Genomic DNA, 22965 nt, shown 5'->3' on the forward strand with positions numbered 1-22965 from the left:
ATAAGATGTGCCGCAAGCCCACAGGGGGAGGGCTTGCGGCAATCCGTTTACCAACGCGGGACGACTACGCAAACGTGTTAGTGATGGAACAGCGTGAGAATTTGTACGCCGCTGAATGATTGCGTCGGTGGCAACATGATGTAACACCAGCCTGCCGCAGGATTGAGGATAGTCACGCTTTCGTTATTGCCGGCTTGCGTGGATTTGCCGTCGTAATCCGTCGTGCTCGGCCAGTTGCCGACCTTGGCGTACAAGTCGGCGTTGCCGGTGCCGCCGGAGGTTTGAATCTCCAGACTCGACAAACCTGCCGGTAACAACACCGTGAAGTACGCCGGGTTGGGGCTGTTCGCGCTGATGTTGCTGCGGGTGCAGTTGTCGCCAAGATGCTGGGTATCGGCATCGCTGCATTCTTTCGGTGGCGGTAATGCATCACCATCAAAGCTGTCGTGGAAAATTCCGGTCTCGCTATTGCCGGTTCCGCCGCAGGTGGAGGTGTTGCCGTTGTGGCTGCTGAGGCACGTCAGCCACGTATTCCATTCGCTATCGTGGCTGGTCTGGATGCCGGCCAGAAACGTGCGGTACGCGGCATAATTGCCCGGTCGGAAATAACCCAGCATCGTGGTGATCTGGTCGCGGTGGTTTTCGAACATGAAACGCGTTGCCAGATAACCCCAGTGATACACCAACACCTGTCCGCTGTCGTACGTATTGTCGAACACCTGGCTCAGAGTGAAACCGTGCGTGGCGGCGTCGCTGATCGCATTCGGATTGAGCACTTCGCGATAACTGTAAGACAGATATTCCGCGAGCCCCTCAATGTACCAGACCGATGAGCCGGGCAGGTCCAGCGGGTAATCGCCGAAGTTGCCATACATGTCGAAACGGCCATCGTTGTAGTGGATATATTCGTGGGTCAGATTCCAGATTTCGAACGGCGTGAGCCACTCGGCGACATAACAGAGAAAGCGTGGCTGATTGCCAACGACCGACGGATCGCCTTCGAGATAGATGCCGCCGTTGTTGGTATCGTTGCCGAAAATCACGCCGGAATACGTTTGATAATCCGTGCTCGAACTGAACACCACCATTTCCAGCATGCTGTTGTTGTCGTTCGCGACCGGCTGGTGATTGGTGGCGAGCTTCTGATGGAAATAGCCTTCTTCGTTGCCGACGATGCCACAGGTCTGCGCCACTTGAGCTGGCGTCAGCGTATGCGCACGCAGCTTCAAGGTCGGGCTGCATTGATAACTCACGGTCAATATCGTCTGCTCGACCGCCTGCGGAAAATTGCACAAGTTGAAATAGCTGCAATGCGCTTCGTCAAATGCATATGCATTGCCCGCGGTGGACATGTAGATCGCCGCGCCATTGCCGCCGAGTGAATACGCATCCAGCACCGCTTTCACTTTCGGATGCAGCGTAGTGTGCAGCGGATCGGGATACTTGAGGAATCGCGCGAGTTCGAGACCGGCATTCGCCAGCAGATATTCGTAAGCGGTTCCGACCTGCGCATTGTTGTTGCTGATGAACGCAGCGAGCACCGCGGTGATCGAAGAATCGCTCTGCACCAAAGCCTGGAAATCCGCATTTTGATGGCCGCGAAACAGCACGTTGAACACGTTGTTGACCGCGCTGAGCATGTAGTACGAAGAGTTGTAGCTCGGGCCGTAGCGATTGAGGATGCCGGCGACAGTATTCAGCTGATGCGCGTTCTCCGCGGCGCTGTCGATCAACGTGACGAACTCGCTGAGGATCTGGCCGTGATTGTCGTTCACATCCTGAAAATGGGCGTTGACCGTAAACGCATCCAGCGCCGGACGGATCGCGTTGGCGAGCGCCGTGCCGTAGTTGCCGACATCCGCAGAGTCGTAATACTGCACGTAATAGCCGGCGCGCAAATACGTGATCAACTCGAGCATCTTGTTACTGTCGTTGCCCGGATACGCCGGTGCATCGGCGAGTATCGCGTTGGCCACGCTGACCATTTTTGTTTCGATGAAAGTCTGGCCTGCGGCGCTGCCCGTGATGCTGTAAAGCTGGTTGAGGCAGGTGGTGTCGACGGTTTTTATCGCAGTTACCAACGCGCTGCCGCTGCTGTTGGCGAACACGCTTATATCGCAAGTGGCCGCAGTTTTTTGCATGCGATATTGCGTGGTACGCGGGCGTAGCTGTTGCAGTCTGACGGCGATATCCTGTGGCTGGTCGTAATCGCTGCGAGCGATTTCGCGCAACGTTTCCGGGTCCGCTTGTGGCGCGCGCTCGTTGGCGCCGAGGCGATGCTGCTGTACATGTGCAATTGCGTATTGCTGCGTGTCGCTGCCCTTCGGCGGCAGTGCGGCATTGGCATGAAACGAGAACAAGGATGCGAGTGCGGCCAAGTTTCTGGCGCACCGGAATAGTTGCGTGGACATGGTTTCTCCCGTGAATATTGGTATCGGCTCACCCCTGCGCACCGATTTCTTTTTTTGCTCCATCCCTCGATAGAGTGTGCGGTCGGCATGACTGCACGTTGCCACTGTAGGCGCCGAGGGCCACTGCGGTCTTGTCGGTTTTGCCTGTCATCACGATGGTTTTCGACAATTCGTTCGACGCGATATTGAAAGCGCCGCGGCGTGCGGGTACATAAGCTATCGGCATCTAAACTGGATGACCGAACTCGGGTAATGTTGCTGCGACGTGTGCCGCCGGCGCAGCTTTTTTAGTGGTGTGGAGGAACGATGGCAAACCTTGAATTGATCCAGTGGCGCGAATCGTTCATGGCGAACATCGCCTCCACCGCATACATCGAAGCGATGTTTGATCATATGCCGGATGTGGTGTTCTGCATCAAGGATCGCGCCGGACGTTACGTGCTCATGAGCAAGGCATGTGTCGAGCGCTGCGGCCTGAACAACAAGCAGGATGCGATCGGCAAGACCGCGTTTGCCTTATTTCCCGCGCCGATGGCGGAGCGTTATGCGCGCCAGGACGAACTGCTGTTCAAGAACGGCAAACCGATCATCGATAGCCTCGATCTGACCGTGTATCGCGATCACAGCACCGGTTGGTGCCTGTCGATGAAACAGCCGCTGTACGACAAATCCGGCGACATCATCGGCCTCGCGTGTCTTTCCAAGGACTTGGTCGAGCCGAGCCGCGCGCGCATGATCGACAGCGATTTTTCCGCCGCCGTCGACATGATGCGCGAACGATATGCCGAAACTCTGCGCGTCGAGGATCTCGCGCGACAGGCAAAATTGTCGGTGCCGCAATTCGAGCGACGCATGAAAAAAATCTTCCAGCTATCGGCGGCGCAATACCTCATGAAGGCCCGCGTTGATGCCGCCGCACGCTTGCTGCAACACACCAGCAAGTCGATTTCGGATATCGCCCAGCAAGCGGGATTCTCCGATCAAAGTCGGTTGTCACGCCTGTTCCGTCGCGTCACCGGCATGACGCCCGGGCAATATCGCCAGATCATTCGCGAGTGGCATTGATGCCGGCAGCAATATCGATTTTCCCCCGACATCGGCGTTTCGATAAATAAAATCGGTGCGAGTTAGTTATGCCGGCGTGCGCAGATAAGCGACGAATCCGCGCGCGAGTTCGTTCGCGAGTTTCTTGTCAGTCAACGGTTGCACGACATGCCATAACGAAGTGGGTTCGAGTGCGATTCCCTCGATCGCGCTCCATGCCGTGATCACTGCAATCTGCAACGCGCGTTTCGGCATGGGATGGGCGATCTCGTCGCGATGCGCGAGCAGGGTGTCGACGATGGTTTTGAGATTCGCGGCAACAATCGCACGGACTTCGCTGATGAAATGCTGGTCGGTATCCGTATCCATGAAACGCGTAAGCGCGCGTAGCAGATTCGGATGCTCTCGGTACTGCGCGAAAGATATTGCCATCAGGCGCTGAGTCGTTTCAGCCAAGGTCGAGCGCAGCAGAAGTTTCGCCAGACTCTGCCGATTTGCCTCGCGGCTTTGATTCAGCATGTGCAGAAACGCCGCGCGCAGCAGTGCGTCCTTGTCGGCAAAACGCCGGTACACGCTGGCGGGAGAAACCTTGGCGACCAGTGCAATTCGCGGAATCACTGCGCCGTCGAGCCCGGATTCATCCAGCAATTGCACGGTCGCCGAGAGCAGTCGTTCAACCGTTTCGCGGCTGCGTTTTTGCTGAGGTGCGAGTGAAGCGTTGGTGGTTGGCATAAACGAAGAATAGACAAATGTATTCCAATATGCGAATGTAAATATACATTCACATATTGGAATCGACAACAGCATTGTCTGGTTTCGTCGATTTCGCCCATCAAGTCGCAGGGAAAAGAGTACGCCATGGGAAATGCCAGCATCACCACGCATCAATCTTTGTCGGTATCACTGCCCGATGTTGCATCGGCAATAACGCTGCCGCATGGCTGGAGCATCGCCAGCGGGGCGCCTGCGCTGACGCTGATCGGTCCCGAGCGCGATCTGCAAATTGCTTTTGTAGCAATGGCCGATACCCGTGATAAACAAGCGATGGTTGCCGCGGCATGGCATCTGCTGGATCCGTCGTTCGATCTACCGATCGCACAGCAGAGCGAAGCACCCGCGACCCACGGTTGGGATGCTTGCACGCAGATTCTCTATCGTCCGCCCAGTGCCGAGAGTCGTGTCGCCTTCGCCACCGTCAGAACGCTGGGCGCACGCGTTTACGTGAATCTCGTCACCGGCACTTTGGCCGGATTCGCTCGCCGCGAGGCACAGATTGAAGAACTGCGCGATGCCTGGCGCCCAGATGGTTTGGTCGCAACAAGCCTCGCGGATCGGACTGCAGTTGGCTGGGGAGCGGCGCAAAGTGAAGCACTCGACGCGTTCATTCGCGATGCCATGCACACGCTGCAAGTGCCGGGTCTTTCCATCGCCATCGTGCAGGCGGGCGAGGTGGCTTATGCCGAAGGTTTCGGCGTGTGCAGCATAGACGGCAAGCAGGCGGTCGCGACTGATACACGTTTCATGATCGGCTCTACCACCAAGTCGCTGACGACATTGCTCATGGCGCGCCTGATCGAGCAGGATCATTTTTCGTGGTCGACGCCGCTCACGAAAATATTGCCCGACTTCACGCTTGCCGATGCAGAAATGACCCAACAGTTGCAGATGCGGCACACCGTAGCTGCGTGCACCGGCATGCCGCGCCGGGATATCGATCTGATGTTCAAATTCAATGATGTCACTGCCGAGCAGCGTCTCAGCGAGATGAGCAAGATGACTCCGACCACAGGTTTCGACGAGGTTTTTCAATACTCGAATTATCTGGTGGCAGCGGGCGGTTATGCTGCGGCGCGCAGTTTCGCGCGCGACGGTTCGCTGGATTCGTCCTACGCATTAGCCATGCAGCAATGGGTGTTCGATCCGCTGCAGATGAGCAATACCACCTTGCACAAAACGCAAGGCTGCACGAACTGCGCCGCGCCACATGCGATCGACTTCGACGGTCATTCCGCGCTGATCGATCCGAACATGGAAAAATTTGCCGATGCCGTCGCGCCAGCGGGTGCGATCTGGTCCACGGCGCTCGACATGGCCCGCTATCTGCGGCTGGAATTGAACGGCGGTTTCGCGCCGAACGGAACCGTATTGCTCGCAACGGATGCGCTGCAACAGCGCTGGCGTGGCGGCATAAAAATCGACGGCAATACCAGCTATGGGCTAGGTCTGATTTGCGCCGATGAGCAAGGTCTGGAAGTGATTGGCCATGGCGGCGGCACGTCGGGTTTCAGTTCCGATATGTACTTTCTGCCGGCCAAGCAAATCGGCGTGGTTGTGCTGAGCAATCTGCGCGGCGCACATGTTTTTCTCGCGGCTTTGCGGCAAAAGATCATCGAGATATTGTTTGATGCCAAGCCGACCTCGGCGCAGATGATCGCCGCCGCGATGAAGGCGATGCAGGATGCGACGACGAGCGTGCGCAGCCGCGTAACGATCGATTACGATTCGCTGCGCTGGCTGAACAATTTGCTGGGACGTTATCACTGCGCCGAATTGGGCAACGTCGAAATCAGTCAGCGTGAGGCGGGATATTGGGCCGCGTTCGATGGCTGGGGCAGCAGCCTCGGTAGTGAAATTCAGTCGGGTGAAAGTCGGTTCGTCGTTCTGACCAGCCCGCCGTGGATTGGTCTGCGATTGCGTGTGAATGCCGACCATAGCGAACTGCATCTGGATGGTGGCCAGACGAAATACGTTTTCAAGAAATGCCAGTCGGCGAATTAAAACACGATGTTGATAGCGACGAATCCAGTGCGATCGGTCTGATGCTCACTGCGGCGTGGATTCGATATTCGCATCGATCATAAACAGCTGTTTGTAGCCGAACGGATTGATCGCGAGACGGATCTGCAATTGGCCGCACCTTGCATCGCTGGCACGGTGAAAATCGAAGTACGCGCTCGCGCAATAACGGTGGTTCAGAATATCATCGGACATCGCCCGCTCTGCCGCGAACCGCGCGCTGACGATTTCGATTTCGCCATACTTGCGCACCACATCACGAGGTTTTTGCATGTCGATCCGATCTGCTCTGCTGCTGGCCACGGTCGCGGTCGCTGCATCTTTATTCCTGCGTGACGCTGCCGCTTTGCCGTCGGATTTGCCGGTGGTGATGTATACGGATATCGCCTCGGGGCCGAACTCGGGCGGCGAAAATAACCACGGCGTATATCTGTCGATCTTCGGCAAGAATTTCGGCAGCAACGGACTCGGCAGTCTCGTGAAGGTCAAGATCGGCGGCGTCGAAGTCGACAATTATCGTTATCTCGGGCCCTCGAAAGGCCGCGCCGATATTCAACAAATCAGCGTACAGATCGGCGCGCTTGGCAATCCGACACCCGGCATATTGTTGCCGGTGCAGGTGCTGGTCAACGGCATCGGCTCGAATGTCGATCAGAGCTTCATCGTCAATCCCGGACGGCTATTGTTCGTCGACAATGTCAACGGCAACGACAGTACTGCGATCGCTGGCGATATCACACATCCGTATCGGCACGTGCAGATGGCCGACACGACCAAGGCCGCCTACGGCGCGATGTTGCCCGGTGACATCATCGTCATGCGCGGTACTGGCACGGCTTGGACCGATGCCGGCAACGATACCTATTTCACCAAGTTCATCTACAAGAACGGCACTGCACCGAGCGGTATCACGGGCAGTGGACCGTTGACCGTAATGGCCTATCCGAACGAGGATGTGTTCATCAACGTCGCCGGTGCAACACGCAAAGGTGCGTTGTCCGGCATCGACACGACCAGCGGCATCGACGGTGGGTTATGGATCACGATCGCCGATCTGCGCATCGAATCCGGCGGCAACGCCGGCGCGATTGCCGTGCAGATTGATGGCGACCACTGGCGCATCGTCAACAACGAGCTAACCGCGGCAACCGCAACGAATACCGCCAAGGCTGCCGGCATCAATGGCAACGGCACCAATTCGTTCTGGGTCGGCAATCACATCCACGATATTGCCGGCGGTGTGGCACAGGAAAATCACGGCATCTACATCGATGGCGATGGCTCGTACGAGATTGCCTACAACACGATCGAGCATGTCAGCGGCGGCAACGGCATGCAGATTTATGTCAACGGCGGTAACGGCAGCGATTACGGTAACAACGTCAATTTCCATCACAACCTCGTGCACGATATTTCCAAGCACGGCATCAATATCGCAGACGGCTCGCAGAACAATATCAAGCTATGGAACAATGTCGTCTACAACACGACTTTTGCGAGCCTGCGCTTCAATACCAACACGTTGCATGGCGCGAAGATTTACAACAACACGTTGTTCAATGCCGATACCAGCGGTAGCAGCAACTACGGCGCAATCACCAATGACTGGAACCTGCCGAGCGATGCGCTCGATATGCAAAACAATATCGTCTGGCCGGCGAATGGCATGGCTTACACCGATGGCAGTGTTGGCATCTCTGCGGGCATCGGCACGATCAATAAAAATCTGTGGTTTGGCGGTATAGGCGGCTATACCTTTGACACGCATCCGGTCACCGGAAATCCACTTTTCGTCAGCGCCAGCAACGCCGATTTCCATTTGCAACCGTTGAGCGCAGCGATTGACGTCGGTTCCGCTGCGGTGTCAACGCTGCTGAGTAACGACTTCGATATCGTCGTGCCGCGTCCGTCGGGATCGCTCATCGACATCGGCGCACACGAATACGGAGCGGGTTATGTCTACGACCGGATATTCGCTGGTCGCTTTGAATAAGCGCAAACAGGATTTTCCATCGCGACCGGAATTGTCGCCTCCACAACATTAGCCAGGAAATATCAGGCAGCGGGTGGCGACACGCATGCAACCGATTCGAGAAAATTCGCTACCTCTCTTGGCGTGCGCAGGACAATTACACGTTGCTCAGCGCGCATTTCGGCAAGGCGTTGCAGGATCATCGGTCGGTGTTTCTGTGGGTAGCCGAGAATCCAGCCGATGAATCGCAACGAAAGCCGCTCGTGGCATCCGGCAGCCATCGCCGGACGCACTTGGCCACGATAACGCACACGTCGGATGAGCACTCGCCACAGACATAACCAGCGCGACAGGTCGAGAAAAATCACGGTGTCGCACGCGGCGAATCGGCGTTCCAGCGTACCGCCGAAATTGCCATCCATGATCCACCGTTCGGCCGTGACCAATTGTTCGACTCGCGCCGCCCATTCTGCTTTCGCTGGCTCGATCCAGCCGGCGCGCCAGTAAAGTGCGTCGAGGTGAATCAGCGGCAGTCCGGTGCGCTCTGCCAAGCGCATTGCGAAGGTCGATTTGCCGGCACCACCGGAGCCGATTACGAGGAATCTTTGCATAACGATAGAGATCATCAGTTGGCGCTTTGCAACAGTCGAATATCAGCAATGCGTCAACGAATGATCGTTTTCGATTCAACTCATCACGATGTTTTCGAGATGGAACAAAAACGGCGTGGCCGATTTGCCGGGGCCACCACCGGTCATGACGATATCTGCGCTCGCGAAGCCGAGCAGAGACAGTTCGGTATTGACGCTGGAGAGGATCGCTGAATTCATCACCTCGCCCTGGACGATTTGCGAAACGATACCAATCCACAGCGTCGGCTTGAATTCAAATACCGCCTTCTGCTGCGGAGCAATCGAGGTCTTGGTCGCCAGCAGCTTGCCCGCCTTGTAGATGCTGGCATTGATCGCGCCCTTGGGCAGCATGTTGAGCACTTGCACCTCCTTGGAACTCGTGCCCGCACCCATTGAGCGCAGTCGATCCCCCGAGGTCGTCAGGCTCATCGCATACAACTGGCCGTTTTGCGCATCGAGTTGCGGCGTGAAATTGCCATAACTATCGCTGGCACCGACTTGCATATTCGAAGGAAATTCGAAGGGGTGATTATCGCCCTGACCGCAATAGCGGATAACCAACCAAGCGACAGCCAGTTCGTCGTAATTCGTCGCGACATTCTTCTGAAAAATCACGATTTCGGAGTTGTTCGTATCGTTCGAATTGTTGATGAAGTTGAGCTGGATACCACCCATGATTTTCCCCTGTGAATGAAAACAACGACGTCGCGATCATCGGCCACTGCAGCGGACCATGCAAATCGATATTCCACAAACCGGGCAAAATCAAAACCTGAACTTCACGCCGCGATCATCGGCGCGAACCTGCTCGGTGACGGTGCCGAAAATTTTGAACGGTACAACGAAGCGGGCCATTGCCGAAAAACACTGACCGTTTCTTTGTCGGCAAGCGAGGCAATCGCGAATCAGAACGCTTCGATATACCCCGCCAAGGTCAGGGTCAGACTACGCGATCCTGCTTGTTCAACCATTGCTCGGCATGCAGCGCCGCCCCGGCAATCCGGATCGCGCCGCTGCGGATTTCCGGAATCGCGGTGCATTCCCAGGCACTGCCGCGCAATAGTGGGCCGAGCAGCCAGATGTTTGGCCAGTCGTTGCCGTCGCTGCGACGCAGTCGGCCATCATCGCTGGTGTGCAAACCGAGGCCGAGCGGATCGGCGCTGGCGTGTCCGTGCTGTAACAGGTGCTCCAGCAACGGATGCGCGGCGCTGCGCACGTCGGTATCGAGGCCGACGCCCTGGAACACCAGGTCGGCGTGCACGGCTGTGCGCTGATTGCTGCCGCGTGGCGTGATTTCCACGCGCAGTTGATCGCGATCAGCTTCGACCGCGGCGACCCGCGCCGCGCGGATCGTCAGCTGTCCGCTCGCTTGCAAGACGGCGAGTTGTTCGGCAATCGCAGGCGGCACACGATGCCGCACGATTTCCCAGTAAGTGCGCAGATGACGCAGAAAACGCCGACGCTCGACCAGATCAAAGCGCTGCCACTGTGCTTGCGTGATCGGGCGCACCGCGTCGATCACGGCGCGCCAATCCGGTGCGTGTCTGGTGTGTGTACGCAGCTCGCGCAGCCAGTCGCGCAGACTCGGTTTTTCCTTTAGCGCCGCGAGCAAATCGGCCGCCGCGGAGTAGGTCGTCGACGGTTTTTCCAGATGTACGCCGGGCAGATGGCCGTGTCGCGAAATCGCGATGATGCGCGCTTTCGGGTAGCGTCGCGACAAGGTCAGAATCGTATCGATCGCGGTCAGGCCGGTGCCGATCACGACGATCGTTTCGGCCGATGTGCGTGGCCGTGATTCCCATGCGTTGACGATGTAGCGGCCCGAATCGAGCGCAATCGCGCTGACTCCCGGCAACACGCGCGGCGCCAGCACGCCGAGCGCGAGCACTACCGCATCGGTGCGACGGCGTATCTGCAAACTGTCAGTGATGGTGTAATCGCCGTGCGCATTGTTGTCGAGCGCGAGCGCGGATTCGTGATGCACACGCACCTCGGCATTCGACGCGGCGTTGGCGATCAATTCCTGCACCGCATGCTGCAGATAATCGCCGTAATACTGGCGCGGCACGAAGTCGCTGCCGGCGACATCCATGCCGCGTGTATGCAGATAATTCAGGAATCCGCCGGTGTCGTCGGCGAACAAACCCATCGCCGCGGCGCGTACGTTCAACAGGTGATGTGCGTGCGCTGTGCCGTAGGCAACACCGCGTCCGGGTTCGGCACACCCCGCGTACCAGTCGATGCTGAGTGGGCCACGATGGCGGCGCAATAGTTCGCCGACCTGGATCGCGCTGGCAGCGCCGCCACCGATTACCGCGATGCGCAAAGCTTGTTGCGAACGTGCCGCTTGCGGCGACAACGCGGACGAAAAATCATGGGCTAATGCAGACATGGCCGATACCTCGATGGTCGGCCTGAACTAGACCACAACCTCGGTTAAATCAGCGCAATACCGGCATGATTTCTGGTTGTGAGCTTATGCCGACGAGATATTCCGGCGACAAATTTCGCGAGTGCTCGAAGCCGCGTGCATTCGCCAATCACAACAAGAAGCAGCGCGTGCCGAACCGTGCGGCACGCGCTGCGAAACGGCTTCAGTCGGCGATTGCCAGCGCGCGTTCGCGCCGCTCGATCACAGCCATGTTGGCTTGATCGACCAAGCGCAGATCGCGCAACTCGAACGGTGCGCTCAAACCGCTGCCGGCCAGCGCCGCCGCATCAAAACCGAGTTCGACCTTGCCGCTGCCGGCGTTCAACCACGCCGCCGATTGGCCGAGCGCGGCGGGATGCAAAACACCATCGCTGCCATGACCGTAAAGCACGGCGCTGACCTGATAACGACTGGCGCTGGTCGCATCAATGCCGAAGCTGATCCGCAAGCCGGACGCATCGTGGCTCACCTGCGTGGTGCTGTTGAATCGCGCCGTCGGTGCGCTCACTGCGAACGCGGTCTTGGCATCGCGCAGCAGGCTGAGCTTGCCCATTCTTGTCGCGGTAAATGCGTGCGCTTCCCACAATTGCGGGCCGATCGTGTGGGCCGCATCCGGCGTGAATGTGGCGTTGAAACTGCCGTCGACATTCTTGCTGAAATGCAGGTCGGTGCTGTAGCCGTCCGGCGCAGTGACGATGCCCGATGCGAGTGCCAGCGCGCGCGCATTCCCGCCGTCCTTGAGTGCGGCGTGGAAGGTGACCTTGTTGCCGACCAACACAGTGTCGCGATCCGCACTCAAGCTCAGCACGAGTGTGCTGTCGGGCTCGAATACGTGCACGAGATAACGGCCCTGCGCATTCGGTGCGGCAATTTCCAATTCACCGCTGCCGCCGCTGGGCGCGAGGCGAAACGCCAAACTGCCGTCGGTCACTTCCATGCCGGCGCTGCGCAACGCGCGCGTGTCGGCAACCGTGCTGCTGGCCACACTCGCGCTTTGCGTACTGCCGTTGCGACGGATCAGAATACCGGCCGCATCCAGCGCACCCGCGTTGCCGCCCTGCGGACTCAAGCGGATCAATGCGCCGGCGCTGCTGGTGGTGAGTTTGATGCCGCCGCGCAATTCGGTTTCGCTGACATCGGTCCAGAATTCGCGGCTTTGCTGCACGAACGGCGTTGGCGCGGCATCGAGCGCTTTGGAAGATTCCAGCGCCCACGAAATCTGTGCGGGCTGGTGATCCAGCGCGGACGTGGCCGTTGCTCGCGCCTGCAACGCGGCGCTGGATATTTTTCCCAGCGCTTGCGGCACCTGATCGTTCGCCGACGGCGCAAACAGGATGGACGAGCTTGCCGCAACCGCGCTGACAGAAACCGATCCGGCGCAGAGTGTTAGTATACAAAGATACTTGTTCATTTTTATCTCCGCTCAAAGGTCGTTGCGCAGCACGGTATCCAGGCCGAAACACGCGCGCCGGCTCTGGTTGTGCGACAGGGTTTTTCCGCCGAGGCTGTTGTGATCGTAGAACCACAGCGAGCCGGCTGCGGTCGCACTGCTGCACTCGATGAAACCATCGGCGCAACTCGACAGCCATGCCTTGGTGACTTCGAGACCAACGTTGAGCGTATAACCGCCGCAATACGCATCGCTATTCCACGGCGCAAACGTGACGTCGGTGCCGACCACATCCCAGAAACCCTTGGGCAAGGCCGGGCGACCGGCGGTGCCGAGCAGATTGTTCGCGTTGTACACCGCCATCCAGCTGGTCTGCTGCTGGCGCACCGCATCGTTCTGATAGCCGAGCAGCCAGCCGACTGCCGCCTCGAAAATGTTACCGGCCATCACCGCGTTCGCCAGTGGCGTGCCCGCGCTCGACGGCGCGATGGCGTTGACCCAGCGCACCGATTTGATGATCGCGGGATAACGGCTGTCGTAGGTCGGGTTCGACAGGATCCAGCGCATCACGTTGCCGCCGTTGGAATGCGTGATCACGACCAGATCGTCGATGTGTTTACTGCTGATGAAACTGGTTAGTTGCGTCGCCAGGCAGCCGGCCGCGGCGCTGGCCCACATGTATTGCGAGAAGTCGCAATTGATGACGACGTAGTTGGCCTGGTTCGACAATCCCTGACGCACGGAATTGACCATGGCCGGCTGCCAGTAATCGTTGTAGGCATCGGTTTGTTGTCCGGTGCCGTGGACAAAAGCAACACCGGTAGTGGTGGCGATGGCGCTGCCACAGACGAGAAGCAAGACCAGACTTGCGAGCGATCGAAGCATGGATTATCTCCCGCGGCCCGCAAGCGCGAGCCGCAATCAGGCACCTCGACCGGTGTCGAGCGGACAAGCATCCATGCCACCGCCGATCCTGCCGGGGCGACTATGGGAACGCGTGCGTGTGGATAATGCAGCTTTGTATATTTGTGCGCATGGGTTCCCGACCGTGGCGCCGATTCTCTCCCTCCCAGGCATCGTCGGCGACCGCGCGGACACTGATCTAGGTTTGGGTAAAAGTCAAACGGTTGTTTGAATGCATTGCAGCATTTGTGACGAACAGCACGAACGCAGTTTTGTGCGTTTTAGCGTGCGTCGAAATAATGCGAGGGCATCGCCCGTAGGCATTATTGTCGTGCCAGGCCTTCGCTATATCGCGATGTTTCGTCGCCATGCGGATACGCGGCGCGGATGGTTTTAGTGCATGCGGGTGACCAAAGCCGATCTCACAACGCCAGCAACGCCATTGTTATTGCTGCGGTGCGCTCTGCGATTGCGCATTGCCGTGCCAGCCCGGCACGCGATGCTGCATAACGCGCAGAGTATTTTCGTGCACGCGTTGTTGCAGTTCTGGCGTGATTTGCATAGAGGTCACGCTACTTGTCGTGTTTGATACCTCCGACCGTGATGTCATTGCCGCGGCACCGCTGGTCACGGAGATCGTCGGCGCAGCAAATATGTCAGTGCGATTGTTTGTGTTGCCGCTATTGGTTTGCGCGAACAGCGGCACGAACAAGGTGCCGACGCTGGCCAGTCCCTGATAGTCGCCGAGGAAAAAACCACCAGTGCCGGGCGATGTGGTCACGGGCGCAAGCGCCAGATCGAACGGCGATGCAATCTGGTTTTCCTGCCAAGTCATACCATCGCTCGAACGTGCCAGCCAGTAGTCGGTGAACAGCGTCGCGCGATCCGTGGTGTTGCTGCGGAAATCGTAATAGGTCACGCCGATCATGCCATCGCCGCGCACATGTACGAACGGCGAAAACGCCGGCGTGGTCGCAACGCTGTTGATGCGTGTCGGCGCCGACCACGTGAAACCACCATCGATGGAACGCGAAATCGCGATACCGTCGCGCGCGCCGTTGCTGAAACGCGAATCCTGCCAGACCACATTCAAGCTGCCGCCCGGCCCGACCGCGATCTCGGCCACCAGTGAGCTGTCGCGTATCGCCGTGCCGGTGTCGGGATCGCGTGTGCCGACGCTGAACATGTCAGCGACCTTGATCGGTGTCGACCACGTCACACCGTTATCGGTCGAACGAATCAAGGCGAGAAACGTCGTTGTGATGCCGTTGGTCGCCGTATCGATCTCGGTATACAAATTCACCAGCGTGCCGTTCGGCAGCACCACCACGACGTTGGCGATGGTCTGGTTGTTCAAACCCGGATCGTAGATCGGCCGTGCCGTTTCCCAGCTCGCACCGCTGTCGCTGCTGCGCGTAAAATAACTGGGCCCGAAGTTGGATGTGGTCAGGCGATCCCACACCGCGTAGACAAATTTTGCATTGGTCGGATCGGCGAGTATCGCCGGCTTGTCGTTGAACGCGGTCGCGACGTCGCGAATCAGCGTGACATTGGCACCCCAGGTTTTGCCGCCATCGCCCGAGCGGCTGGCCAGAACGGCGCTGACCGAACCGGCCGCCAACGCCTGGCCATCGAATGCGAGCGCGAGTTGATATGCCGCGCCATCCGGGGCAAAGCTCATCCATGCATTGCTCGCGCGTGCGTAATCGCCGCCGTTGGCGATGGTGCCGCCGCCGCAGCGCGTGAACGGCATCGCGTGCTGGTTCCACGTCACGCCGCCATCCAGCGATAGGCCGCTGACGATGCCACGCGCGCCGCCGCTCGACCAGCGATCCTGTTGCCACACTGCCGCGAGATTGTGCGTGTTCTGCGGGTTGATCGCGAGGTAAGGTTCAACCTCGGCATTGACATACAGCACGCCCGCTGCAGCCACGCCATCACACCCTGCCGCGAACGGCGATAACGCCGAAGCCAGATATTGTGGATCGACAACAACGACCGGTGGTGCTGGCGGTGGTGGCGGTGTTATGGGCGGTGGAGTGACAAGCGGCGTGGTGGGTGAGTTCGATGATCCACCGCCGCAGCCAGCGAGTGCCAAAACCGCGCCAAACAATGCAATGCCTGCGCTGGCCGGAAATGATTTCGTCATGACACCGCACTCCGCTACTGATCGAATCCCACACCACGAGCCTAATCCAATGCGACGGTTTTCATGTCACGCTTTCTATCAAAAACTGGCGGATATGATGGATCCGCAGATCTTTTCCTTCCATAGTACGAGCCTTGGCGGCGAGGGCCGAGAAAGCGTATGCCGCCTCCTGCGTCCAGCGAGGCGGCATGCGTGGTTTTCAGCGATATTTGATCGCCTTGATGCGACCGCTCACTCGTCGCGTGAATAACGCCAGACAAAGCTCAGCGCCTCGACATGGCCGTCGCCCTGGCGACCACCAATGCGATACAGCACCGCACGCGTATCGCTCGCTGGATCGCCGATCCATTCGGCTACACCATCGCCATCGCGCCAGCCGCCGCCCAGCGTGCGGCCCTTGTTGGTCTGGAAAAAAACTGCGCCCACTTCGCCGCGCGACCGTCCCCACACGCCGATGATGTTCTCATCGGCGGCCAGATCGTAATGCAGATGATGACCGCCGGCCTTGCCATGTAGCGGGCCGGGTTTGTTGCCGTAGTGGAACTGAATGCCGTCGATGTGATCGCCCGCATGCAGGTCGATTGCGGTGATGCGCTCGTTGTTCGGATCGTCCTGGAATTCTGTGAACTTGAGGCCGCCGACCGGGCCGGTGAGGATTTCCGTGATCGCCTTTTTCGGTTTATCGGTCACGGTCGGATCGAGATAACGCCACAGTCGTGCGGGTCCGAAAAACGTATCGAGTTCCGCGCTGTATTGCGATAGCGCTTCTTTCTCGTAGATCGGTTTTGCGGTCTTCGCATAGGACTCCGCACCTTTGTCCTCGCTGGTGGTGTCGTTGTATTCCCAGCCGCGCCGGAAGCCGTTGTAGTCGTCGACCACGGCCCAGCGGTGCAGGGTGCTGATGCCGAATCTTTCCGAGGTGTGATCGATGCGTATTTTTTTCAGGCGCCAGTCCATGGCGCGTTCGCGGGCCTTATTGGCAGCGGTAACGTAGGCCACGATCTTGGCCTTGAGCGCCTTCAAATGTTCGGCGGCCTTGTCGTCGTCCTTGCCGTAGATATCCTTGTAGCGCAGGCACAATTCGCGCAGCGTAGCGAGGCGGATCGAACCCAGCGCGATAAAGAACGGTAGTGCTTTTTCAGGATCGCGTTCGTCGAAAAAATACGGCTCGGCGATGTTCAGCGCCGTGAGCAATCCGCCGAAACTGGTTTTTTTTATCTCCGTGCCGTAGTTCTCGGTGTTGTAGTCCGCGAGACTGCTGTGGATGCCTTCGAGCTCCTTCGACAAATCCTTGAGGCGCTCCAGCGCAATCATTTCGCGCACGAGTTCTTTCACGTAGCTCTTCATCTGGTCCCACACGCGCGTGCTCGCATCTTGCTGCGGCCACAGCAACTCCATCAGCGTTTGCAGGCCGCTGCCGACGGTCGGAACCTTGCCGGCCACGGCGATGATCAGCGCACGCATCTTCTCGTTGGTATCGATCATGAAATCGCGATCGCTTGGGCGGTCTTTCGATTCGCCATCGGCCACAAACCGCAGTCGGAAGTTGCTAGCGGCACCGTCGTTATGCTGCACGACCGCGGCGCTATCGTCCTTGCTCGCACCTTTTACGCCGATACGTTTTTGGCTGTGCCGCGCGACGAGATAGAACTCACCGTCGCCGGCTGGCATCGTGCGGAAATGTTCGTTCCACGCACCTTCGGATTGGCCCCATTGGCACAGTTCGACATTGTCTTCGTGCCGGCCGCCAGGCACGTCCAGCGCGCGGTTGCTGTTTTTTGCGATAAGCATGTAGTGCGATGTTGTGATCTGACGGAAACGCCATAATTGGCTGTCGGACGTCAGGTTGGTAGCCATCTGTTTTACGAACTCGCCGTTGTTGGTCGTGCGCGAATCAAGGCACTTGTTGCTGTGGCTGAAATAGATGCGGTAATACGTATCGGTAACTGGCGCAAAAGCCATGGTGGAACCCCCTGTTTGCATAGTGGAAAGTGCAGCGGCCACGCCGGAGCTGGGTCGAAGTTGCGCGCGATGTATGACGTTTTCGGGCGGCTCGCGGAGTGAATCGATCTGCGAGATAACAAGTGCTGCCCGGGCGCAAAAAGTCTCATCAATCGTGTGCGACAAATTCGCTGAGCTTGTCCGCGCGCCTCACGCAGGGGATTTGCGCGGGTCGCAACACGCATGCCTTTGCCGCATACGCGTTGTGCATTTATAAAGTGAGGGCAGCAAGTTATAGTTGCATGCTGACTGCGGCGCAAAGATTGCGCGGCGGCAATTGCAGACGCCAGATTTGTCGATACAGCTCGATAGGTATAAATCCATCCATGTTACTGATGATCGATAACTACGATAGCTTCACCTACAACCTCGTGCAGTATTTTGGCGAGCTCGGTGAAGATGTGCATGTGGTACGCAATGACGAGCTTTCGCTGGAGCAGATCGATGCGCTCGCGCCGAAATTCGTGGTGATTTCGCCGGGGCCGTGCACGCCGAACGAGGCGGGCGTTTCGCTGGCGCTGATCGAGCGGCTCGGTGGCAAAGTGCCGCTGCTCGGCGTGTGCCTGGGCCATCAAAGTATTGGTCAGGCGTTCGGCGGCAAGGTGATCCGCGCCAAGACCATCATGCACGGTAAAACCTCGATGATTTACCATACGGGCCGCGGCGTGTTCGCCGGTTTGCCGACGCCGTTCGAGGCAACGCGTTATCACTCGCTGGTGGTCGAAAGTTCGAGTCTGCCGGATGAGCTCGAAGTCACCGCGTGGACGCAGAACGATGACGGCACGCTCGATGAAATCATGGGCCTGCGCCATCGCACGCAGAATGTCGAAGGCGTGCAGTTTCATCCCGAATCGATCCTCACGCAGCACGGTCACGCCATGCTGAAAAATTTTCTCGACAGTTGATAAAGACATGCCGATGACCCCGCAGGAAGCCTTGCAACGCGTAATTGATCACCGTGAAATTTTTCATGACGAGATGATCGATGTGATGCGCCAGATCATGCACGGCAACGTGTCGCCAGTGATGATCGCGGCGATCCTGACCGGCTTGCGCGTGAAGAAAGAAACCGTCGGCGAAATCGCCGCCGCCGCAAGCGTGATGCGTGAACTCGCGCATCGCGTGGACGTGGCCGATCAAACCCATTTCGTCGACATCGTCGGCACTGGTGGCGACAGCGCCGGCAGCTTCAATATTTCGACCGCGGCAATGTTCGTCGCCGCGGCGGCGGGTGCGCGCGTGGCGAAGCACGGCAATCGCAGCGTGTCGTCGAAATCCGGCAGCGCCGACGTGCTCGAAGCGTTCGGTGCGCAGATCCATCTCACGCCGGCGCAGGTCGGCGAATGCCTGGCCGAAACCGGCATCGGATTCATGTTCGCGCCGAATCATCATCCGGCGATGAAGGCGGTATCCGCGGTGCGGCGCGAGATGGGCGTACGCACGATTTTCAATATCCTCGGGCCGCTGACCAATCCAGCCGGTGCGCAGAATATTCTCATGGGCGTGTTCCATTCCGATCTGGTCGGCATCCAGGTGCGTGTGCTCGAACGCCTTGGCGCCGGCCATGCGCTGGTGGTGTGGGGCAAGGATGGTATGGACGAAATTTCGCTCGGCGCAGCGACCTTGATCGGCGAGCTGAAAAACGGCGTGGTGCACGAATACGAAATCCATCCCGAGGAATTCGGCTTTGCGATGGCATCGAGTCGCAGCCTGCGCGTGAACGATTCACACGAATCGAAAACGCGCGTGCTCGAAGTGCTCGACAATATTCCCGGCCCCGCCCGCGACATCGTGATCCTGAATACTGGCGCGGCCTTGTACGTGGCCGACGTGGCCGATTCGATCACGACCGGCATAACGCTGGCGCGTGAAGTGATCGAGAGCGGTGCGGCGCGCGCCAAGCTCGATCAGTTTTGCGCAGCCACGCAGCGTCTAGCGACATCGGTCGCGATGAGTACCTCAACGTGAGCGATATTCTGCAGCGCATCCTCGCGCGCAAAGTCGAGGAGATCCAGTTGCGTGCGGCAAACGTGCCGCTCAGCGAATTGTCGAAACGGGCGACGAGCGCATCTGCGCCGCGCGGATTCGTGCGCGCGATTCAAGCGCGTATCGCGCGCGGTGATGCGGCGGTGATCGCCGAAGTAAAAAAAGCCAGCCCGAGCAAGGGCGTGATCCGTGCGGATTTTGATCCCGCTGCGATCGCGCGCAGTTACGAACTCGGCGGCGCGGCATGCCTTTCGGTGCTGACCGATATCGATTTTTTCCAGGGCGCCGATGCGTATCTGCAACAGGCGCGCGCGGCGTGCAACTTGCCGGTGCTGCGCAAGGATTTCACCATCGACGCGTATCAGGTTTACGAGGCGCGTGCGCTCGGTGCGGATTGCATTTTGCTGATCGTCGCCGCACTTGATGATGTCGCTTTGCGCGAACTCACCTCGCTCGCCCGCGAGCTCGGCATGGATGTATTGGTGGAAGCACACGATGCCGCCGAACTCGAGCGCGCGATAAAAACCGGCGCGACCTTGATCGGCATCAACAACCGCAGTCTGCGCACGTTCGCGACTTCACTCGATACCACGCTGAGCCTGCGTGATCAGGTTCCCGCCGATCGCATTCTTGTGACCGAGAGCGGTATTCACAATGCTGCGGATGTGGCACGAATGCGCGCTGCCAGCGTGCAGGCGTTTTTGGTCGGTGAGACGTTCATGCGCGCCGTCGATCCTGGCGCTGAACTGCAGGAATTGTTCTTCGCCGCATGAGGTTCGCGCAGACCGTTGCTAGTGACTTGGACAGGCACTAACACGCTTCACGCTTAGGAGGCCTGCTTCGCTGAGCAAGTACCCGACCGTAATTGCGTGAGAGTATGAAGAAAACCGGCCATAGATCTCGGCACACGCCGCGTTGTGCAACAGAGAGTAGGTCTTCTCTGCTCCAGGAAGGGACTCAAGATCAATTGCGCTGCCATAGTTAAAGTATTTCTCTTGATGGACCTCAGGCAATGTCTCAAAGAGCCAGCGGTGCCCCAACTCGTCGACAGCTACGTAACCACGGACAAAGACCCAATGATCGTTGTACGTATCGCGGTCTTTCCATAGTGTCTTGAATGGAAGAAGACCCTCCGCTGCCCCGATAACGGGAGAAGTCGCAAAGACAACGGCAAACATGAGCGCAAAAAGACGTGTTCCCCGCATGGCCTGATGACGTTGTAGAAAAACAGGCCCCGATCTTGCGCGTATGCAACGAGGCGATCAAGTTGGCTACAACATCGATAAGTGGGCGGACTACTGCGCGGTGCCGGAGCAGGCCAGTCAGAATGTCCGGGCGCGTGCAACGTGGACGCGGGATGAAAGCAACGCTGGTCGCGTAATAACCCGCGGCAGGCGGGGTGCTTTCCGCGCGCAACGGCGCCCGTTTTCCGAAGCAAAAAGGATTTTCTACAGCCTCAACGCGTACCCAGCAGCACGATCGTCTTGCCTTTCGCCGTAATCATGCCTTGCTCTTCGAGTTGCTTGAGTACGCGCCCGACCATCTCGCGTGAGCAACCGACGATACGACTGATTTCCTGTCGCGAAATACGCAACTGCGTACCCGACGGATGCGTCATTGCATCGGGTTCTTCGCACAGGTCGAGCAGGGTTTTCGCGACACGATTGGTGACGTCCATAAACGCTAGACGACTGACCTTGCGGCTGGTCTGCAGCACACGATTGGTCAGTTGCGCGCCGATCGCGAACAGGATTTTCGGACACTCCTCGCGCAGCGGGCCTTCGAACAACTGGAACAGGCGTTCGTAACTGATTTCGGCAAGATCGCAGGCGTTGCGCGTACGCACCATCACCTCACGACGCGGCACTTCGACGAACAGGCCCATCTCGCCGATGAACTCGCCGCGATTCAGGTACGCCAGAATCAATTCGCGGCCCTGATCGTCTTCCGACGAGACGGTGAGCGAACCATCGATGATGTAATACAGGATATGCGCCGAGTCGCCCGGGCGAATGATCAGGGTCTTGTTCGGGTAGCGGCGACGATGGCAGAACGACAGAAATCGTTCCATATCGTTGCCTTCGGCGGTCAGGAAAGCGGGCGCCTGAACGCGATTCATGTTCTGGTGCAGCGTATACCGCATGTCTGCCATAGATCGTCCTGGTTGGATGATGTGCGGATTCCGCGTACACGGGCAGCCGTTTAACGCGCTGCCGCGCCCCCTCTAGCGGAGCCGCATTCTAACCAACAAAAAATGCTTTGCGCCATGGGTGTGAAGTCACCAAATCGGGTCGGCGCGAAAGATTGTAGTTTTCACGTCACATGACTTGCCCCATAATCCGCTCCCGTCTCCACCGATCAATGTGAGGTATCTGCGGTGGTAAAGCCACTTCCCCGTTTGCGTCTGCAGGGTTTCAACAACCTGACCAAGGCGCTGAGCTTCAATATTTACGACCTGTGCTACGCGGTGACCCCCGAGCAGCGCGATCGTTACATCGACTATATCGACGAGGCCTACAACGCCGAGCGCCTGACCCAGATCCTCACGGATGTGGCGGACATCATCGGCGCGAATATCCTCAATGTCGCGCGCCAGGATTACGATCCGCAGGGCGCGAGCGTGACCATCCTGATCTCCGAGGAGCCGGTGATCGACAAGCGCGATGCCGGTCGCGATGCGATCAGCGACGCGATGCGCGAGCATCACGAGCAGAACGGCGATGGCGATGCGAGCGTGGTTGCGCATCTGGATAAAAGTCACATCACCGTGCACACGTATCCCGAGAGCCATCCGTTCAACGGCATCTCGACGTTCCGTGCGGATATCGATGTGGCTACCTGCGGTGTGATTTCACCGCTGAAGGCGCTGAACTACCTGATCGACAGTTTCGAATCGGATATCGTGATCGCGGACTACCGCGTACGCGGATTCACGCGTGACGTGAAGGGCAAAAAGCACTTCATCGATCACCGCATCAACTCGATTCAGGAATATCTGGCCAAGCACATTCGTACCAAATACGAAATGTTCGACGTCAATGTGTATCAGGAAAATATCTTTCACACCAAGATGCACATCAAGGACTTCGATCTCGATACATATCTGTTCGAGGCCAATGCCAGCGACCTGTCATTCAAGGAACGCCAGCGCATCGAAACCCAGCTCAAACGCGAAGTCGAAGAGCTGTTTCACGGTCGCAATCTGACCTGAATTTATTGTGTAAATGTGATTCCATTACGCCGACTTCGT

The 22965-nt window shown here is 58.2% G+C and carries 20 protein-coding genes; 8 read left to right on the top strand and 12 right to left on the bottom strand.

Annotated elements, in window-relative coordinates; all coding sequences use genetic code 11:
- Nucleotides 1-77 precede the first annotated feature (77 nt).
- Together ELE36_RS02390 and ELE36_RS20250 are read right to left on the bottom strand one after the other, a co-directional pair.
- Nucleotides 78-2411 carry a M9 family metallopeptidase gene (locus ELE36_RS02390; RefSeq protein WP_165371436.1) on the bottom strand — a complete coding sequence of 778 codons (2334 nt, stop codon included), beginning with the start codon at nt 2409-2411 and terminating at the stop codon, nt 78-80.
- A 28-nt stretch (nt 2412-2439) separates the two neighbouring features.
- Nucleotides 2440-2637, bottom strand: a complete 198-nt coding sequence (locus ELE36_RS20250; RefSeq protein ID WP_165371437.1) for a hypothetical protein — start codon at nt 2635-2637, stop codon at nt 2440-2442.
- Between the two features lie 80 nt (nt 2638-2717).
- On the opposite strand from ELE36_RS20250, the gene ELE36_RS02395 reads away from it, so the two are divergent.
- Nucleotides 2718-3476 (top strand): AraC family transcriptional regulator, encoded by a 759-nt coding sequence (locus ELE36_RS02395; RefSeq protein ID WP_207215844.1) that lies wholly within the window; start codon nt 2718-2720, stop codon nt 3474-3476.
- A 66-nt stretch (nt 3477-3542) separates the two neighbouring features.
- Here the strand turns inward: ELE36_RS02395 and ELE36_RS02400 are convergent, their stop codons facing one another.
- Nucleotides 3543-4187: a TetR/AcrR family transcriptional regulator gene (locus ELE36_RS02400; RefSeq protein WP_165371438.1), complete on the bottom strand. Its 645-nt coding sequence runs from the start codon at nt 4185-4187 to the stop codon at nt 3543-3545.
- A 126-nt stretch (nt 4188-4313) separates the two neighbouring features.
- Here ELE36_RS02400 and ELE36_RS02405 point away from each other — a divergent pair, with 126 nt between their 5' ends.
- A complete protein-coding gene (locus ELE36_RS02405) occupies nt 4314-6233 on the top strand; it encodes a serine hydrolase domain-containing protein (protein ID WP_129831573.1) in 1920 nt (639 codons plus the stop codon).
- Between the two features lie 45 nt (nt 6234-6278).
- Here ELE36_RS02405 and ELE36_RS02410 read toward each other — a convergent pair whose 3' ends face one another.
- Nucleotides 6279-6524: a hypothetical protein gene (locus ELE36_RS02410; RefSeq protein WP_129831574.1), complete on the bottom strand. Its 246-nt coding sequence runs from the start codon at nt 6522-6524 to the stop codon at nt 6279-6281.
- Here ELE36_RS02410 and ELE36_RS02415 point away from each other — a divergent pair.
- Complete coding sequence (locus tag ELE36_RS02415) at nt 6523-8244, top strand: right-handed parallel beta-helix repeat-containing protein (RefSeq protein ID WP_129831575.1); 1722 nt, start codon at nt 6523-6525, stop codon at nt 8242-8244. The two genes, ELE36_RS02410 and ELE36_RS02415, sit on opposite strands and share 2 nt — an antisense overlap.
- A gap of 62 nt (nt 8245-8306) precedes the next feature.
- Here ELE36_RS02415 and ELE36_RS02420 read toward each other — a convergent pair whose 3' ends face one another.
- On the bottom strand, nt 8307-8849 hold the full coding sequence (locus ELE36_RS02420; protein ID WP_207215845.1) for a DNA topology modulation protein: 543 nt from the start codon (nt 8847-8849) through the stop codon (nt 8307-8309).
- Between the two features lie 60 nt (nt 8850-8909).
- Nucleotides 8910-9530, bottom strand: a complete 621-nt coding sequence (locus tag ELE36_RS02425; protein ID WP_129831576.1) for a hypothetical protein — start codon at nt 9528-9530, stop codon at nt 8910-8912.
- 58 nt (nt 9531-9588) lie between these two features.
- Between ELE36_RS02425 and ELE36_RS20255 the strand changes: the two genes are divergently transcribed.
- Nucleotides 9589-9726, top strand: a complete 138-nt coding sequence (locus tag ELE36_RS20255; RefSeq protein ID WP_165371439.1) for a hypothetical protein — start codon at nt 9589-9591, stop codon at nt 9724-9726.
- Nucleotides 9727-9795: 69 nt separating this feature from the next.
- Here the strand turns inward: ELE36_RS20255 and ELE36_RS02430 are convergent, their stop codons facing one another.
- The 5 genes from ELE36_RS02430 to ELE36_RS02450 form a co-directional block, all read right to left on the bottom strand.
- Nucleotides 9796-11247 (bottom strand): FAD/NAD(P)-binding protein, encoded by a 1452-nt coding sequence (locus ELE36_RS02430; RefSeq protein ID WP_129831577.1) that lies wholly within the window; start codon nt 11245-11247, stop codon nt 9796-9798.
- 202 nt (nt 11248-11449) lie between these two features.
- On the bottom strand, nt 11450-12697 hold the full coding sequence (locus ELE36_RS02435) for a DUF4785 domain-containing protein (protein ID WP_129831578.1): 1248 nt from the start codon (nt 12695-12697) through the stop codon (nt 11450-11452).
- A 12-nt stretch (nt 12698-12709) separates the two neighbouring features.
- Nucleotides 12710-13561, bottom strand: a complete 852-nt coding sequence (locus tag ELE36_RS02440; protein ID WP_129831579.1) for a hypothetical protein — start codon at nt 13559-13561, stop codon at nt 12710-12712.
- Between the two features lie 463 nt (nt 13562-14024).
- A complete protein-coding gene (locus ELE36_RS02445; protein ID WP_207215846.1) occupies nt 14025-15728 on the bottom strand; it encodes a sialidase family protein in 1704 nt (567 codons plus the stop codon).
- 231 nt (nt 15729-15959) lie between these two features.
- Nucleotides 15960-17690, bottom strand: a complete 1731-nt coding sequence (locus tag ELE36_RS02450; protein WP_165371440.1) for an insecticidal delta-endotoxin Cry8Ea1 family protein — start codon at nt 17688-17690, stop codon at nt 15960-15962.
- Nucleotides 17691-18055: 365 nt separating this feature from the next.
- Here ELE36_RS02450 and ELE36_RS02455 point away from each other — a divergent pair, with 365 nt between their 5' ends.
- Genes ELE36_RS02455 through trpC form a run of 3 tightly spaced genes read left to right on the top strand, consistent with a single transcriptional unit; the run spans nt 18056 to nt 20488 of the window.
- Nucleotides 18056-18634 carry an anthranilate synthase component II gene (locus ELE36_RS02455; RefSeq protein WP_129831581.1) on the top strand — a complete coding sequence of 193 codons (579 nt, stop codon included), beginning with the start codon at nt 18056-18058 and terminating at the stop codon, nt 18632-18634.
- A 7-nt stretch (nt 18635-18641) separates the two neighbouring features.
- On the top strand, nt 18642-19697 hold the full coding sequence (gene trpD, locus ELE36_RS02460) for an anthranilate phosphoribosyltransferase (RefSeq protein ID WP_129831582.1): 1056 nt from the start codon (nt 18642-18644) through the stop codon (nt 19695-19697).
- Nucleotides 19694-20488: an indole-3-glycerol phosphate synthase TrpC gene (trpC, locus tag ELE36_RS02465; protein ID WP_129831583.1), complete on the top strand. Its 795-nt coding sequence runs from the start codon at nt 19694-19696 to the stop codon at nt 20486-20488. The genes trpD and trpC overlap by 4 nt, the downstream gene beginning before the upstream one ends.
- A 683-nt stretch (nt 20489-21171) precedes the next feature.
- Here the strand turns inward: trpC and crp are convergent.
- On the bottom strand, nt 21172-21834 hold the full coding sequence (gene crp / locus ELE36_RS02470; RefSeq protein ID WP_242512337.1) for a cAMP-activated global transcriptional regulator CRP: 663 nt from the start codon (nt 21832-21834) through the stop codon (nt 21172-21174).
- Between the two features lie 258 nt (nt 21835-22092).
- Here crp and speD point away from each other — a divergent pair, with 258 nt between their 5' ends.
- Nucleotides 22093-22926, top strand: a complete 834-nt coding sequence (gene speD, locus ELE36_RS02475; RefSeq protein WP_129831585.1) for an adenosylmethionine decarboxylase — start codon at nt 22093-22095, stop codon at nt 22924-22926.
- Nucleotides 22927-22965: the final 39 nt, after the last annotated feature.

Origin of the sequence: Pseudolysobacter antarcticus (genome assembly GCF_004168365.1) — a bacterium.
Lineage (GTDB): Bacteria > Pseudomonadota > Gammaproteobacteria > Xanthomonadales > Rhodanobacteraceae > Pseudolysobacter > Pseudolysobacter antarcticus.

Coding starts and splice junctions, on each gene's coding strand:
- ELE36_RS02390 (WP_165371436.1), bottom strand. CDS start 2,411: ATGTCCACGCAACTATTCCGGTGCGCCAGAAACTTGGCCGCACTCGCA.
- ELE36_RS02415 (WP_129831575.1), top strand. CDS start 6,523: ATGTCGATCCGATCTGCTCTGCTGCTGGCCACGGTCGCGGTCGCTGCA.
- ELE36_RS20255 (WP_165371439.1), top strand. CDS start 9,589: ATGCAAATCGATATTCCACAAACCGGGCAAAATCAAAACCTGAACTTC.
- ELE36_RS02445 (WP_207215846.1), bottom strand. CDS start 15,728: ATGACGAAATCATTTCCGGCCAGCGCAGGCATTGCATTGTTTGGCGCG.
- ELE36_RS02450 (WP_165371440.1), bottom strand. CDS start 17,690: ATGGCTTTTGCGCCAGTTACCGATACGTATTACCGCATCTATTTCAGC.
- ELE36_RS02430 (WP_129831577.1), bottom strand. CDS start 11,247: ATGTCTGCATTAGCCCATGATTTTTCGTCCGCGTTGTCGCCGCAAGCG.
- ELE36_RS02395 (WP_207215844.1), top strand. CDS start 2,718: ATGGCAAACCTTGAATTGATCCAGTGGCGCGAATCGTTCATGGCGAAC.
- ELE36_RS02420 (WP_207215845.1), bottom strand. CDS start 8,849: ATGATCTCTATCGTTATGCAAAGATTCCTCGTAATCGGCTCCGGTGGT.
- crp (WP_242512337.1), bottom strand. CDS start 21,834: ATGAATCGCGTTCAGGCGCCCGCTTTCCTGACCGCCGAAGGCAACGAT.
- ELE36_RS02405 (WP_129831573.1), top strand. CDS start 4,314: ATGGGAAATGCCAGCATCACCACGCATCAATCTTTGTCGGTATCACTG.
- trpD (WP_129831582.1), top strand. CDS start 18,642: ATGCCGATGACCCCGCAGGAAGCCTTGCAACGCGTAATTGATCACCGT.
- ELE36_RS20250 (WP_165371437.1), bottom strand. CDS start 2,637: ATGCCGATAGCTTATGTACCCGCACGCCGCGGCGCTTTCAATATCGCG.
- ELE36_RS02455 (WP_129831581.1), top strand. CDS start 18,056: ATGTTACTGATGATCGATAACTACGATAGCTTCACCTACAACCTCGTG.
- ELE36_RS02400 (WP_165371438.1), bottom strand. CDS start 4,187: ATGCCAACCACCAACGCTTCACTCGCACCTCAGCAAAAACGCAGCCGC.
- ELE36_RS02425 (WP_129831576.1), bottom strand. CDS start 9,530: ATGGGTGGTATCCAGCTCAACTTCATCAACAATTCGAACGATACGAAC.
- ELE36_RS02435 (WP_129831578.1), bottom strand. CDS start 12,697: ATGAACAAGTATCTTTGTATACTAACACTCTGCGCCGGATCGGTTTCT.
- ELE36_RS02440 (WP_129831579.1), bottom strand. CDS start 13,561: ATGCTTCGATCGCTCGCAAGTCTGGTCTTGCTTCTCGTCTGTGGCAGC.
- ELE36_RS02410 (WP_129831574.1), bottom strand. CDS start 6,524: ATGCAAAAACCTCGTGATGTGGTGCGCAAGTATGGCGAAATCGAAATC.